Annotated in this window: 16 protein-coding genes; 11 read left to right on the forward strand and 5 right to left on the reverse strand. The window is 75.4% G+C overall.

From position 1 onward, the window contains the following. Positions 1-2: 2 nt before the first annotated feature. A complete protein-coding gene (locus tag HLA93_RS07335; protein ID WP_222193675.1) occupies positions 3-545 on the reverse strand; it encodes a hypothetical protein in 543 nt (180 codons plus the stop codon). 68 nt (positions 546-613) lie between these two features. On the opposite strand from HLA93_RS07335, the gene HLA93_RS07340 reads away from it, so the two are divergent. Further along, positions 614-1,129, forward strand: a complete 516-nt coding sequence (locus HLA93_RS07340; RefSeq protein WP_222193676.1) for a hypothetical protein — start codon at positions 614-616, stop codon at positions 1,127-1,129. Here HLA93_RS07340 and HLA93_RS07345 read toward each other — a convergent pair. The 3 genes from HLA93_RS07345 to HLA93_RS07355 all read right to left on the reverse strand — a co-directional run bounded on the left by HLA93_RS07345 (position 1,123) and on the right by HLA93_RS07355 (position 2,951). After that, a complete protein-coding gene (locus tag HLA93_RS07345) occupies positions 1,123-1,701 on the reverse strand; it encodes a GPP34 family phosphoprotein (protein ID WP_222193677.1) in 579 nt (192 codons plus the stop codon). The two genes, HLA93_RS07340 and HLA93_RS07345, sit on opposite strands and share 7 nt — an antisense overlap. Before the next feature lie 108 nt (positions 1,702-1,809). Then, positions 1,810-2,430 carry a hypothetical protein gene (locus tag HLA93_RS07350; protein ID WP_222193678.1) on the reverse strand — a complete coding sequence of 207 codons (621 nt, stop codon included), beginning with the start codon at positions 2,428-2,430 and terminating at the stop codon, positions 1,810-1,812. Further along, positions 2,427-2,951 (reverse strand): hypothetical protein, encoded by a 525-nt coding sequence (locus HLA93_RS07355; protein ID WP_222193679.1) that lies wholly within the window; start codon positions 2,949-2,951, stop codon positions 2,427-2,429. Before HLA93_RS07355 ends, HLA93_RS07350 begins: the two co-directional genes overlap by 4 nt. Positions 2,952-3,086: 135 nt before the next feature. On the opposite strand from HLA93_RS07355, the gene rpe reads away from it, so the two are divergent. From rpe to HLA93_RS07395, 8 genes are all read left to right on the forward strand, one after another. After that, entirely contained in the window at positions 3,087-3,746 is a 660-nt protein-coding gene (rpe, locus tag HLA93_RS07360; RefSeq protein WP_308127994.1) for a ribulose-phosphate 3-epimerase, read from the forward strand. Positions 3,747-3,766: 20 nt separating this feature from the next. Beyond that, the gene (gene ribD / locus HLA93_RS07365; protein WP_222193680.1) at positions 3,767-4,798 is read left to right on the forward strand and encodes a bifunctional diaminohydroxyphosphoribosylaminopyrimidine deaminase/5-amino-6-(5-phosphoribosylamino)uracil reductase RibD; all 1,032 of its coding nucleotides are present in this window, start codon (positions 3,767-3,769) and stop codon (positions 4,796-4,798) included. Position 4,799: 1 nt separating this feature from the next. Continuing rightward, a complete protein-coding gene (locus tag HLA93_RS07370; RefSeq protein ID WP_222193681.1) occupies positions 4,800-5,417 on the forward strand; it encodes a riboflavin synthase in 618 nt (205 codons plus the stop codon). Then, on the forward strand, positions 5,414-6,703 hold the full coding sequence (locus HLA93_RS07375; RefSeq protein WP_246625844.1) for a bifunctional 3,4-dihydroxy-2-butanone-4-phosphate synthase/GTP cyclohydrolase II: 1,290 nt from the start codon (positions 5,414-5,416) through the stop codon (positions 6,701-6,703). The genes HLA93_RS07370 and HLA93_RS07375 overlap by 4 nt, the downstream gene beginning before the upstream one ends. Positions 6,704-6,773: 70 nt before the next feature. Continuing rightward, a complete protein-coding gene (gene ribH, locus HLA93_RS07380) occupies positions 6,774-7,292 on the forward strand; it encodes a 6,7-dimethyl-8-ribityllumazine synthase (protein ID WP_222193682.1) in 519 nt (172 codons plus the stop codon). Beyond that, a complete protein-coding gene (locus tag HLA93_RS07385; protein ID WP_222193683.1) occupies positions 7,289-7,552 on the forward strand; it encodes a phosphoribosyl-ATP diphosphatase in 264 nt (87 codons plus the stop codon). Before ribH ends, HLA93_RS07385 begins: the two co-directional genes overlap by 4 nt. A gap of 87 nt (positions 7,553-7,639) precedes the next feature. Beyond that, entirely contained in the window at positions 7,640-8,506 is an 867-nt protein-coding gene (gene hisG, locus HLA93_RS07390) for an ATP phosphoribosyltransferase (RefSeq protein WP_222193684.1), read from the forward strand. An 84-nt stretch (positions 8,507-8,590) separates the two neighbouring features. After that, entirely contained in the window at positions 8,591-9,085 is a 495-nt protein-coding gene (locus HLA93_RS07395; protein ID WP_222193685.1) for an SSI family serine proteinase inhibitor, read from the forward strand. Positions 9,086-9,123: 38 nt separating this feature from the next. Here HLA93_RS07395 and HLA93_RS07400 read toward each other — a convergent pair whose 3' ends face one another. Beyond that, positions 9,124-10,176 (reverse strand): DUF2877 domain-containing protein, encoded by a 1,053-nt coding sequence (locus tag HLA93_RS07400; protein WP_222193686.1) that lies wholly within the window; start codon positions 10,174-10,176, stop codon positions 9,124-9,126. Positions 10,177-10,492: 316 nt separating this feature from the next. Here HLA93_RS07400 and HLA93_RS07405 point away from each other — a divergent pair, with 316 nt between their 5' ends. Together HLA93_RS07405 and HLA93_RS07410 are read left to right on the forward strand one after the other, a co-directional pair. Next, the gene (locus HLA93_RS07405; RefSeq protein WP_308127995.1) at positions 10,493-12,406 is read left to right on the forward strand and encodes a PucR family transcriptional regulator; all 1,914 of its coding nucleotides are present in this window, start codon (positions 10,493-10,495) and stop codon (positions 12,404-12,406) included. A gap of 240 nt (positions 12,407-12,646) precedes the next feature. Beyond that, the gene (locus HLA93_RS07410; RefSeq protein ID WP_222193688.1) at positions 12,647-14,095 is read left to right on the forward strand and encodes a uracil-xanthine permease family protein; all 1,449 of its coding nucleotides are present in this window, start codon (positions 12,647-12,649) and stop codon (positions 14,093-14,095) included. Positions 14,096-14,181: the final 86 nt, after the last annotated feature.

Here is a 14,181-nt window from a genome sequence, read left to right on the forward strand (position 1 = left end):
GCTCAGACCGGCGGGTCGGCGAGCCAGCGCCGCGCCTCGGCCAGGCCCCGCTGGTGCAGCCACAGCAGGACACCGCAGCCCACCACGCCGACGGCGCCGAACACGGCGAGCCCCGGGCTGGGCGGGTCGGCCACCAGCGTCATGACGGTGACCGCGGCGAAGACCACCGCCACGGTGCTCCAGCAGGCGCGGTGCAGGCCGGCCCGGTGCACTCGCTGCTCGGCCCGCGCCCGGACGGCGTCGGGGCGGGCCCAGCCGGCCAGCCGGTGGTGCCGCAGCGCGAAGTCGACCCGGGCACCGTCGGTCCGGGCACCCCGGTCGCCCCACCGCCAGACGGCGGCGCGGAGGAGCACGGCCAGCAGCAGGAACCCCCAGGACACCGCGGCCGAGGCGTCGCCGCCGCCCAGCACCAGGAAGGCGTAGAGGGCGGCCCCGGTGAGGACGGCGGCCTCGATGAGCAGCCGGCGCCGGCGGTCCCAGCTGCGCAGCTCCGCCTCGCCACGGGCGATCGTGGCCTGCTCCTCTGCGCTGCGGTTCCTGGTCACCGGCGCACGGTAGCCGCGGGGCGGAACCCGCTCGCCGTGACCGCCTCCCAGCACTAGCGTCCGCTGCCGTGCCGTGGCTGCCCGAGGACTTCGCCCACCCCGTCCGCGCCGAGCTGCCGACCGGTGAGCACCTTCGGCCGATGAGCGAGGCCGACACCGACATCGACTTCCCGGCGGTCATGGGCTCCCGCGAGCGGCTGTGGGCGGTCTACGGCCCGGCCTGGGGCTGGCCGCCGGCCACCATGACCATCGAGGCCGACCGGGACGACCTGGCCCGGCACGCCCGCGAGACCGCCGCGCACGAGAGCTTCCTGTACGGGCTGTTCCCCCGCGAGGAGACCGAGCTGCTCGGCTGCGTCTACGTCGACCCACCGGAGAAGGCCGGCGGCGCCGACGCGGAGGTCTCCTGGTGGGTGGTCGACCGGCTCGTGGGCAGCCCGACCGAGCGGGCCCTGGACGCCGTCGTCCCCGCCTGGCTGGCGGCGGAGTGGCCGTTGCGCGCACCCCGGTTCGTCGGCCGGGACCTCAGCTGGGCGGCCTGGCTCGACCTGCCCGACCTGACCAGGGACGCGGACGATCAGTAGTAGGGCACGGAGCCACCGTCGGCCGCTCCCGCGGAGCCCAGGTACCGGCGGTGGACCACCGCGAGCCGGTCGGTGACCGCCTGGCAGATCCAGCGCAGGTCACCGGTCGCGCCGAGCTCGTCGTCGGACACCGGCTCGGGGCGCCGTCCGTCGGCGCCGCAGGCACGGGTCAGGACGACGACAGCAGCGGCGACCGCGGCATCCGGGTCCACCGGTGCCGGCGCGGCGTACCGCGTGCCCAGCAGCCCGCGCCGCGCCGTCCAGGAACCGGCGGCGGCGCAGGACTCGGCGACGTCGCGCATGCCCACCGGCCCGTGGTCGATCCACCGGTCCAGCGGCTCTCCCGGTTCGGCGGCGACGGCGGTCAGCAGGGCGTCGGCGGGGAGGAAGCCGGTCGGGTCGGTGGTGAGGGCCAGCCCGTCGTCGGCGTCCACCAGCCGTCCGGCGTGCACGAGGTCCACCAGCAGGGCGCCGCGGGCGGCGGCGTCCCAGATGTCGTAGTCGCGGAGCCGGCCGCGCCGGTCCAGGCACACCGCCGCCAGCCGGGCGGCCACCCCGTCGGTCAGCTGCACGTCAGCAGCCTGCCCCACGCCCGCCCGGCGACGACGGAGGTGGTCCGCCCGGGGACCCGGGCACGAGGGTCTGAGCCGTCCGGACACGTCCGACCCGGTGTGTCACGGTCACTCGGCGATGAGCCCGATCACGAAGGAGGCCACGGCGCTGGCGCCCCCGACCGCCATGGCCACCGGCGCCACCCGCTGCCACGGCGCAGCGGGTGGCAGGGGGCGCGGTGGCCCCGGGGGGTCGGCCAGCCAGCGCCGTGCGTCCCGGCCGGACCGGGCGGTGGTCACGGCGATGGCGGCGAAGGCGGCCACCAGGACGGCGAGCGCGGCACCGGCGAGGACCGGGCGGTCCCACGGAGCCGCGTCGACGAACAACAGCGGGACCACCAGGAAGAACGGCGCAGCCCACCGTTGTCCGGCCAGGTGCCGGGCCTGGCGGTCGGCGCGCTCGCGCAGCTCCGGCCCGGGGTCGACGTGGGCCCGCAGCGCGTGCTGGATCCGGCGAGCCGCCACCTGACGGTGCCCGGGCCCGCGCAGCCGGGTCACCGCGGTGACCAGCAGCGACACGACGGCGACGGCGCCGACGAGCCACCAGCCCAGCGGGCCGAGCAGCGCCGGGAACCGGCCGCCCTGGGCGATGACCAGCGCCGCCGTGTACGCCGTGGCCGCCGGCGGGACGGCCCAGGCCTGCCAGGCCGAGGGGCGGTCGGTGGTCCCCCGGTCGACGGCGCCGGTCACGCCTGCTCCTCCCGCACGGCCTGCGGGGCGTCGAGCCAGCGCGAGGCCCGCAACAGCTCGCGGTGACCCGCGACGACCACCGACGCGGCGGCCACCAGCAGCGGCAGCACCGGCGCGGCCACCAGCACGTCCGCCCGTAGCACTGCCGCGACGCCGCAGGCCACGGCCAGCCCGGCGAGCACAGCGGCGGGGCCCCACAGGTCGCTGGCCGGCCGGGCGAGCAGGTCGCGGGCCACCCGGTCGACGGCGTCCCGGTGGCTGGGCCCCGGGTCGCGCCGGTGACGCAGGGCGTCGGCTGCCCGGCGCTGGTCGGCGACCTCCGCGGCGGTCGGCAGCCAGCGCCACCACATGGCCAGTCCGACGCCGGCGCAGAGCGCGGCTGCCGTCCAGGAGGCGAGCAGCGTGCCCACGCCCCAGGCCGTGACCAGCAGGGTGAGGACGAGCGCAGCCGACGGGAGCCCGACGCCCACCCGAGGTGCGGGCGGGTGCCGCCGGCTGGGGCCGCGGTGATCGACGATCATGGCGGCAGGCTAGGGCCACCCGCGTTGAGCTGCAGGTTCTCCCGTGCCACCCGAGCAGTCGCGGGTTCCCCGCACCGATGCCGCGGCGCTCGGACCGGGGTCCGATGGCGGCATCGCACTGCCTACCATCGCGGGGTGACCCGGGAACCCATGATCGCGCCCAGCCTGCTGTCCGCGGACTTCGCCCGGCTCGCCGACGAGGTGCAGCGGATCGCCGACGCCGACTGGGTGCACGTCGACGTCATGGACGCCCACTTCGTGCCCAACCTGACCCTCGGCCTGCCGGTGGTGCAGGCGATCCAGGCGGTCAGCCCAGTGCCGCTGGACTGCCACCTGATGATCGAGGACCCCGAGCGCTGGGCGCCCGGGTACGCCGAGGCCGGCGCCCGCAACGTCACGGTGCACGCCGAGGCCTGCACCGACCCGCGCAAGGTCGCCCGCGACCTCAGGGCCGCCGGGGCGCTGGCAGGGCTGGCGATCAAGCCGGGCACGCCGCTGGAGGCCTACCTCGACGTGCTGCCGGAGTTCGACACCCTGCTGGTCATGACGGTGGAGCCCGGCTTCGGCGGGCAGTCGTTCATGCCCGAGGTGCTGCCGAAGGTCCGGGAGGCCCGGCGGCTGGTGGAGGCCGGCCACCTCCAGCTGTTCCTCGAGGTCGACGGCGGGATCAACGCCGACACCATCGAGCAGGCCGCGGAGGCCGGCGCCGACGTCTTCGTGGCCGGGTCGGCGGTCTACGGCGCCGACGACCCTGCGCAGGCGATCGCCGCACTCCGGGCCCTGGCCGCCCGGTGACCCCGGCGGAGCGCGCGGCCATGGCCCGCGCCCGCGAGCTGGGGCTGACCGTGCTGGGCACCACCAGCCCCAACCCCGCGGTCGGGGCCGTGGTGCTCGACGCGGCCGGCCAGGTGGTCGGGGAGGGCGCGACGTCCCCGCCCGGCGGCCCGCACGCCGAGGTGCACGCCCTCGCCCAGGCCGGCGAACGCGCCCGCGGCGGCACCGCCGTGGTCACCCTCGAACCGTGCGCACACACCGGCCGCACCGGCCCGTGCGCCGATGCGCTGATCGCCGCCGGGGTCGCCCGGGTCGTCGTCGCCGTCCCCGAGCCCACCCGCCTGGCGCACGGCGGGGCCGAGCGGCTGCGCGCCGCCGGCGTCGACGTGGAGCTCGGCGAGCAGCAGGCCGAGGCGGCCGACGGCGCGCTCGCGGCCTGGCTGACCGGCGTCCGCGAGCACCGGCCGCAGGTGGTCTGGAAGGTCGCCACCACCCTGGACGGCCGGGTGGCCGCCGCCGACGGCACCAGCCGGTGGATCACCGGCCCCGAGGCCCGCGCCGCCGTGCACCAGCTGCGGGCGACCTGCGACGCGGTGCTGGTCGGCTCGGGGACCGCCCTCGCCGACGACCCGCAGCTCACCGTCCGGGACGCCGCCGGGCGTCCCGCCGGCCGGCAGCCGCTGCGGGTGGTGCTCGACCGGCGGGGCCGGGTGCCGGCCACCGCCCGGGTGCACGACGGGGCCGCCCCCACGCTGGTCAGCGCGGCGGACACCCCCGCCGCGCTGCTGGCCGAGCTGTACGACCGGGACGTCCGCCGGGTGCTGCTGGAGGGCGGCCCGACGCTGGCCGCCGCGTTCCTCGCCGTCGGGCTGGTCGACGAGGCGGTGGTGCACGTCGCCCCGACGCTCCTGGGTGCCGGGGCTCACATGGTGGGTGACCTGGGAATCCCCACCATCGGCGCCGCGCTGCACCTGGTGGTCACCGACGTCACCCGCATGGGCGGGGACGTGCAGATCCGCCTGCGGCCCACCCGGCACACTGGTGGACCGACGACGGACGACGGAGGGAGCTGAGGTGTTCACCGGCATCGTGGAGGAGCTCGGCACCCTGGTCGTGCGCGAGGACGGCGCGGACAGCGCCGTGCTGCGGATCCGCGCGCGCAAGGCGCTGGAGGACGTCGCTCTCGGCGACTCGATCGCGGTCAACGGCGTCTGCCTGACCGTCACCGGCGTGCAGCCGGGCGAGGACGGCGGGGGTGTGTGGAACACCGACGTGATGGCCGAGACGCTGCGGCGCAGCAGCCTGGGCCGGGTCGGCGCCGGCGAGCGGGTCAACCTGGAGCGTGCGGTCACCCCGACCACCCGGCTGGGCGGCCACATCGTGCAGGGCCACGTCGACGGCGTGGGCACCGTGGTGTCCCGCACCCCCGGCGACGACTGGGAGGTCGTGCGGATCGCCGTCCCGGCCGACCTGGCCCGCTACCTCGTGGAGAAGGGCTCGATCACCGTCGACGGTGTCTCGCTGACCGTGAGCGCGCTCGCAGACGCACCCGAGCCCTGGTTCGAGGTCAGCCTCATCCCGACCACCCTGCGCGAGACCACCCTGGGCGAGCGCGCCCCCGGTGACCCGGTCAACCTGGAGGTGGACGTCATCGCCAAGTACGTCGAACGACTGTTGGGAGCCCGACGATGAGCGCGTTCCGGCTGGACTCCGTGGAGAGCGCGATCGCCGCGGTCAAGAGCGGCCGGCCCGTCGTCGTCATCGACGACGAGGACCGGGAGAACGAGGGCGACCTGATCTTCGCCTCCGAGCTCGCGACGCCCGAGCTGGTCGCGTTCATGGTGCGGTACACCTCCGGCTACATCTGCGTCGCGGTCACCGAGGAGGACGCCGACCGGCTGGACCTGCCGCCGATGTTCCGGGTCAACCAGGACCGCCGCGGCACCGCCTACACCGTCACCGTCGACGCCCGCGAGGGCGTGACCACCGGCATCTCCGCCGCCGACCGGGCGCACACCATCCGCACCCTGGCCGCCGCCGACACCAGGTCCGCCGACCTGGCCCGCCCCGGCCACGTCGTCCCGCTGCGCGCCAAGGACGGCGGCGTCCTGCGCCGTCCCGGGCACACCGAGGCGGCCGTGGACCTCGCCGTCCTGGCCGGGCTGCGGCCCTCGGGGACGCTGTGCGAGGTCGTCTCCGAGAAGGACCCGATCGGCATGGCCCGCGGTGAGGAGCTGCGGGTCTTCGCCGACGAGCACGACCTGGTGATGGTCTCCATCGCCGACCTCATCGCCTACCGCAAGCGCTTCGACAAGCTCGTCGAGCGGGTCGCCGAGGCACGCGTGCCGCTGCGGGCGGGGGAGTTCACCGCGGTGGGCTACCGCAGCTCCTACGACGAGCGCGAGCACGTGGCCTTCGTCTACGGCGACATCGCCGACGGGCAGGACGTGCTGGTCCGGGTGCACTCCGAGTGCCTCACCGGCGACGTCTTCGGCTCGTTGCGCTGCGACTGCGGCCCCCAGCTGGACGCCGCGCTGGCCGCGGTCGCCCAGGAGGGGCGCGGCGTCGTCCTCTACATCCGCGGGCACGAGGGCCGGGGGATCGGCCTGCTGCACAAGCTGCAGGCCTACCAGCTGCAGGACACCGGCGTGGACACCGTCGACGCCAACCTCGACCTCGGGCTGCCCGCCGACGCCCGCGACTACGGCACCGGGGCGCAGATCCTGGTCGACCTGGGCATCCACACCATGCGGCTGCTGACCAACAACCCGGCCAAACGCGCCGGGCTGGAGGGGTACGGCCTGAAGATCACCGGTCGGGTCGCGCTGCCCAGCAGCGTCACCGCCGACAACGTCGGCTACCTGCGCACCAAGCGCGACCGGATGGGCCACCTGCTGGAGATCATCGAGCCCAGCACCGCCGACGGCGACGGGCCGACGTCCCCACCGGTGCGGCGCGCCGACGAGCAACCGGTATGACGGTCGGCGGGTCGCACGACCGGCACACTGCAGCGTCCCTTCCAGCAGCACACAGCATCGAGGAGAACTCATGAGCGGGTCCGGAGCGCCGGGGCAGGAGCCGATCGACGCCACGGGGCTGACCCTGGGCATCGTCGCGGGCACCTGGCACGGCGAGATCGCCGACTCCCTGCTGGCCCGGGCGATCGCCTGCGCCGAGGCGTCGGGCGTTCCGTCTCCCACAGTCGTCCGGGTGCCCGGCGCCCTCGAGCTGCCGGTCGTCGCCCAGGCGCTCGCCGAGAACCACGACGCGGTCGTCGCGCTCGGCGTCGTCGTCCGGGGCGGCACACCCCACTTCGACTACGTCTGCGACTCCTTCACCGCCGGGCTGACCCGGGTGGCGCTGGACTCGGGCAAGCCGGTCGGCAACGGCGTGCTCACCACCGAGGGCGAGCGGCAGGCCCGCGACCGGGCCGGCATGGACGACTCCGGTGAGGACAAGGGGTGGGAGGCAGCCGCCGCCGCGCTGCAGACCGCCCTGGTGCTGCGCGACCTGCGGGCCACCCCCCGCGCCACCGGCTTCCAGGCCGGGCCGGGAGCCGGCGCGTGAAGTCCTTCGACGAGCTGTTCGCCGAGCTGAGCGACAAGGTCGCGGCCGGCGACCCCGCCTCGGGCACCGTCACCGCCGTCCGCGACGGGGTGCACGCGGCCGGGAAGAAGGTCGTCGAGGAGGCGGCCGAGTCGTGGATGGCCGCCGAGCACGAGGGCGCCGAGCGGACGGCGGAGGAGATCAGCCAGCTCCTCTACCGGGTGCAGGTGCTCATGCTGGCCCGCGGGCTCAGCCTGGCCGACGTCTACGCTCACCTCTGAAAGGACCTCGTCCCTCCCCACGACGCGCTTCGCACGCCGCGGGCCCCGGGGACGAGGCCGTTCCATCCTCTCGCTAGGAGCTGCTCTGTGCTGCGCGTCGCCGTCCCGAACAAGGGCGTCCTGAGCGAGCCCGCTGCGGCGATGCTCGCCGAGAGCGGGTACCGGCAGCGGCGCACGTCCAGCGAGCTGGCCGTGTACGACCCGGAGAACGACACCGAGTTCTTCTACCTGCGGCCCCGCGACATCGCGATCTACGTCGCGGCCGGCACGCTGGACGTCGGGATCACCGGGCGGGACATGCTGCTGGAGACCACCCCGACCGACGGCGGGGGAGCGGTCGCCGCCGAGGTGATGCCGTTGGGCTTCGGCCGGTCGTCGTTCCGGTTCGCCAGCCCGGCCGACTCCCCGATCGGCGACGTGGCCGCGCTCGAGGGCCGGCGGATCGCCACCGCCTACCCGGGCCTGCTGCAGCGGTTCCTGGACGAGACCGGCATGAAGGCCTCGGTGGTCAAGCTGGACGGCGCGGTGGAGACCGCCTGCCGGCTGGGCGTGGCCGACGCCGTCTGCGACGTGGTCGAGACCGGGACGACGCTGCGGGCTGCCGGCCTGCGGATCATCGGTGACCCGGTGCTCGCGAGCGAGGCCGTGCTGGTCGGGCGGGCCGGGGCCGACGAGGAGCCCGCCGTCGCGCAGCTGCGCCGCCGGCTGCAGGGCGTCCTGGTCGCCCGGCGCTACGTGATGCTCGACTACGACTGCCCGAACGCGCTGCTGGCCCAGGCCACCGCCCGGACGCCCGGTCTGGAGGGCCCGACGGTCAGCCCGCTGCAGACCGAGGGCTGGTCGGCGGTGCGCGCGATGGTGCTCAAGGAGGACACCAACCGGGTGATGGACGAGCTCTGGGAGCTCGGCGCCCGCGCCATCCTGGTCACCACCATCGCCGCCTCGCGCCTCTGATCGCCGCGCGGGCGAGCGCGGGTCCTCGCCGCTGATCCGCCGCGTCGCCTGCCTGCCCACCGCTGCGGGCGGCATCCTGGCAGCATGCGTCGCCTCGTCGTCCCGGTCCTGCTGCTCGCCGTACCGCTGCTCGGCGCCTGCGCCGACGGCGACCAGGGGCAGACCGCGGCCGGGTCGACCGGTCCAGCGGCGTCGACCGGCCCTGGCAGGTCGACCAGCCCGGCCACCGTCAGCGACCCGGTGCCGTCCGGTGCGGGGGACGACGGTCGGCTCGTGGTGGAGCTGGACCCGGGCGAGGGCGGCGACGTGGCCAGCTACACCCTCGACTGCTCCGGCACCCCGGCGGGTGACCTGCCGGATCCGGCGGCGGCCTGTGACCACCTGCAGGGCCTCGCGGACCCGTTCGCGCCCCTGCCGGCCGACCAGGTGTGCACCCAGCAGTTCGGCGGGCCCCAGACGGCCACGATCACCGGTCGGTGGGCGGGCGAGCCCGTGGACCTGCAGCTGAGCCGCGTCGACGGGTGCGCCATCGCGCAGTGGGACCGGCTCGGCCCGCTGCTCCCCGTCGACGTCGGCTGACCCGGTGGCCCGCCGGGAGCAGCCGGCGGGCCACCGGGTCAGCGCGGCCGGGCGGTGCGGTCCACCAGGTCGATCGCGGTGCACAACCCGAGTGCCAGGGCCCGGCCGCTGGTCGAGCCGGTGGCCAGCAGCGCGCTGATCGCGGGGGCCAGCGCGCCGTCGCCGACGAGCCCGCGCAGCACGGCGGCGAACTCACCGCTGACCCGGCCCGCGGCTGCGTGCCGTAGCAGCGCCCGGGACAGCTCGGTGGTGCGCCCGGCGGCCAGCCCGGTCACCCCGGCGCCGAACCGCTCGGCCGCGGGGTGGCCCAGCAGCACCAGTCCGGCGGTGGTGCCGGCCAGCACGTCGTCCCCGGCCGGCGTCAGGCCCGGGCCGAGGCCGACCAGCCGGGTGGCGGTGCGCAGCGCGGCGTCGAGATCGGCCCGTCGGACGGCCCCGCGCAGCGCGGCCAGCGGCCCGCTCGGGCCACCGGGCAGGCCGGGCAGGGCGAAGGCGCTGTGTGGGACGCCCTCGCCGTAGAGCGCCACCCGCAGCTGCCGCACCCCTTCGGGGAGCAGTGCCGGGCGGGCGGTGGGCAGCTTGGGTCGGGGGTCCCACCAGGCGGCGGCGCTGACGACCAGGTCACCGACGACCAGCCGGCCACCGCCGACCTGCGCCGGTGCGCCGCTGGGGACCGCCACGAGGGGGCGTCCGTTCGAGGGGCGGAACAGCACGCAGCTCAGGGGCAGCCGGGCGGCGTCGGAGGTCAGCACCCCGACCACGTCGGGGCCCTGCGGCGTCTGGACGGTGAGGTAGACCGCAGCCGGCACGGACAGCAGCACCCGCGCCTGACGGACCGGGCCGCGCAGCAGCTCGGCGACGCCGGTGCTGGCCTGCGACGGCACGGACGCGCCGGCACCGGCGCGGGGGGCCGGCGCGCTCCCGGTGTGCGGGAGGTGCAGGGTGGGCATCCCGGCCCGGGTCGCCCGGCCGGCCCGGGTCGGCGTCGGGATCGTGGTCGTCCCCGCCCGGGGCGCCCGGCCCGGGGCGTCGTCGGCGTGCTCGGCCCTGGCGTCGCCCTGTCCGCCGGTGCCCTCGTCGATCGTGCGCATGTGACCTCCACCCGTGCGGTGGACGGCGGCCGTGCGTCGGCCGTCTCCGTCCCGGTCTCCTCGTTCCCGGACCGGGCGGCACCGGCCCACGACGCGCAGTGGGCGTGCTGCCGTTCCGTGCCGGGTCACAGGACCGGGGTGCACACCCAGCTGGGTCGCCCCCCGGGCCTGTATGGCGATTCTCGCCAAGCGGCGTTCCCGGCGTCCAGAGACGTCTGACAGAATCTCGCGCAGATGTCTGGTGCACCGTGCTCTGGGGGTACGTACAGTGACTGAACGTGAGGTTTCGGTGACTTACGCAGCACACAGCGATCGGGTGGCTACGCACCGCACCGTCCCGCCGTCGATCGAGCCGGTGCTGTCCCAGGTGCCGCCCGCCGACCGCACCGCCCTGCAGGACAGCATGGGCCTCACGGTCGACCAGCTCCTGCAGCTGCCCGGGCTGGCCGGCACCCTCGTCGTCGGCGGTGCCACCGGCACCCGGCGGATCGTCCGGCACGTGACGGTCGACGACCCGGCCGACCCGGTCGGCAGCGCCGGACCCGACGTGTTGGTGGTGCTGGCCTCCCGGCTGCCCTCCGGCGACCCCGTGCAGAGCCGCGCGCTGATCGAGCGGCTGCACCGCAGCGGCAGCGGTGCGCTGGCCTTCCGCGCCGAGGGCGCGTCGGGCAACGCGGCCGGCGAGGTGCCGGTCGAGGTGCTGGCCGAGGCCGACCGCCGCGGCTTCCCGGTGCTCGCGCTGCCGGCCTCCACCCGGCTGGACGAGGTCGTCGCCGAGGTGCTCGGCGCCATCATCGACAAGCAGACCCAGGCACTCAGCCTGGCCAACCGGATGCACAACCAGTTCATCGACGTCGCACTCAGCGGCGGTGGACTGGCCGAGGTCACCACCCAGGTCTCCACCTTCCTCGCCGGCGCCGCCGTGCTCGGGCTCGGCCCGGACCGGGAGGTCGCCACCAGCGCCGGCCCGCAGGAGGAGATCGAGGAGATCCGCGACTGGCTGTGGCTGCTGGACGCCGCGGCTGACGACGCGTTCGCCGACCTGACCCCCTCCCGCCGGCTCTCGGGCAACCGGGCCGACCAGAGCGTCGTCACCCCGGCCGACGTGTTCGCCGACGGGGACATGTCCCCGGCCGACGGCATCCTGCTGGTCCCCGGGCACCACGAGCTCCCCGGCGGGGTGGGGGAGTACGCGGTGGCGCCGATCATGGCCGGCGAGCAGCGGCACGGCTGGTTGGTCGCGGTCAACCGGCACGGCCCGATGCTGCTGGGCGCCGGCGCGGTGCTCGAGCAGGCTGCCGTCATCGCCGCGCTGTCGGAGATCCGCTCGCAGGCCGTGCACTCGGTCGAGCTGCGGTTCCAGGGCGACATGGTGCGCCGGCTGGTCGGCGGCTCGTTCGCGCACACCGAGCGGGCCCTGGCCTACGCGCGGTCCTTCGGCTGGCGCCTCGACGGCCCGGTCGTCGTCCTGGTCACCGCCACCGAGACCGTCGCCGACGCCGGTACCGACCCGACCCGGGCCCTCGACGTCCTCGACCGGCTCGCCGACGGCTGGCGGTCGGCGGTGGACGCCGAGGTCGCCGGTGCCGCGGTCGCCGGCCTGGCCACCGAGATCGTCACCGTGCTGCCGCTGGACGGGCGCACCCCCGAGGAGCTGTCCGGCCTCGTCGCCGCGGTCACGGCCCGGGTCAACGCCCGGCTGCGGCGGGTCGGCCGGCTGCTGGGCACCGGGATCGGCCGGCCGGCGGAGTCGCTGTCGGCACTCGGCGAGGTCTACCAGCAGGCGCAGCGGGCGCTGGTCGTCGGCCAGGAGATCCACGGCGGGCACGCCGTGACCCACTTCGACCAGCTGGGCGTCTTCCGGCTGCTGTCGCTCATCCCGGACAGCAACGAGCTGCGGTCCTACGTCGACGAGGTGCTGGGCACCCTCGCCGACTCCAGCGACCCAGACGCGGTCGACCTGCGCGACACCCTGCGGGTGCTGCTGGAGACCAACCTCAACGTCGCGGAGTCCGCGCGCCGGCTGCACTTCCACTACAACACGATGCGGTACCGGATCGGGAAGCTGGAGCGGCTGCTCGGCCCCTTCACCACCGACCCGACCCTGCGGCTGAACCTGCTGCTGGCCCTGCACGCCGCCCGCATCCGCGGCCTGGACCAGCCGCACCGCCCGCCGGTGGAGACCGTCGCCGCCGCCGTCCTGGACGACGGGCTCGAGTCGCTCGTCTGATGAAGGACCCCCTCCCTCCCCACCACTCGCACGCTCGTGGCGGGCCCCTGGGAGGGGGCCGGAAGACCGGCGGCCGGCTCGGTTCGACGCTGGCGCGTGTCGGTGGTGTTACGTCCGTGTTCACCCGGTGGTCCGTGATGGGAACGTGTCCACGACCCCCTGGTGTGCGACGGCCGGATCTGCCACTGTCCGATACCTCAGCGCTGAGCTAGTTGCTCGGCGGGGTCGCGAGGAGGACCGATGGCGTTCGGCTGGAAGCTCTACGGGGACGGCAAGACCCCGCCACTCGGTGAGGCGGTGGCACCCGAGGAGCGGCTGTCCTGGCCGCTGACCGTCGGCATCGGGGCGCAGCACGTCGTCGCCATGTTCGGGGCGACGTTCGTCTTCCCGCTGATCATGGGCCTGGACGCGAACCTGGCGATCATGATGAGCGGGATCGCCACGATCATCTTCCTGCTGATCGTGCAGGGGAAGGTGCCCTCCTACCTGGGCACCAGCGCCGCCTTCGTCGGTGGCGTCACCGCGGTCCGGGCACAGGGCGGTGACAGCAGCGACGTCGTCGGCGCGATCCTCGTCTCCGGCATCGTGCTGGCCCTGGTGGGGCTGCTCATCCAGGCGGCCGGGCCGCGGGTGGTCAACCGGGTGCTGCCCCCGGCGGTGACCGGTGCGGTGGTGCTGCTGATCGGCTTCAACCTGGCCCCGGTCGCGGCCGGCACGTACTGGCCGCAGGACCAGTGGGTCGCCCTGGCCACTATGGCCTTCGTCATCGTCGTCTCGCTGGCCCTGCGCGGCTTCTGGGCCCGCATCTCGATCCTGCTCGGCCTGGTCTTCGGCTACCTGCTCTCGCTGCTGCTGGACGCCACCACCGGTCAGATCACCTCCTTCGACGCCGGCGCCGGCGAGGTCACCACGCACGACCGGGTCAACTTCGACGCCGTCGGCACCGCCGACTGGTTCGGGCTGCCGGAGCTCACCGGGCCGTCCTTCTCGGTCAACTTCTCGCTGCTGGTGCTGCCCGCGGTGATCGCGCTGGTCGCCGAGAACGCCGGCCACGTCAAGGCGGTCGGGGAGATGACCAAGCGCGACCTGGACCCGGTGCTCGGCCGGGCGGTCTTCGCCGACGGCGTCGCCACCGTCGTGGCCACCTCGGTGGGCGGTTCGCCGACGACCACCTACGCGGAGAACATCGGCGTCATGGCCGCCACCCGCGTCTACTCCACCGCGGCCTACTACGTGGCCGCGATCGTGGCGATCCTGCTCGGCCTGGTGCCCAAGTTCGGGGCGATCGTCAACGCCACCCCGGGCGCGGTGCTCGGCGGCATCACCGTCGTCCTCTACGGGATGATCGGGCTGCTCGGCGCCAAGATCTGGAAGGAGAACCGGGTCGACTTCGCCAACCCGATCAACCTGGTGCCGCTGGCCGCCGGGATCATCATCGGGATCGGCAACGTGAACCTGGTCTTCTCCGACGAGTTCTCCCTCGGCGGCATCTCCCTCGGCACGATCGTGGCCGTGGCCGGCTGGCACGTCGCCCGCGCCCTGGCGCCGGCGGAGATGAAGGCCGCGCTCACCCAGGAGACCGGGTTCGCCGCCGGCACGGGCCCGGCGCTGGGGGCCAGCGGTGGGCACCGCGTCGGACCCGGCGGTGCCGACCCCTCCGACGTGGACCGGGTGAACCGCACTCCCTGACGTGTCGTCCCCGCCGGCCCGGGCCCTCCATCGAGGACCCGGGCCGGCGCGCGTCCACGGTCCGGACGGGCTGCTCGTCGACCACG

It is taken from the genome of Modestobacter italicus, from assembly GCF_019799965.1.
Lineage (GTDB): Bacteria > Actinomycetota > Actinomycetes > Mycobacteriales > Geodermatophilaceae > Modestobacter > Modestobacter italicus_A.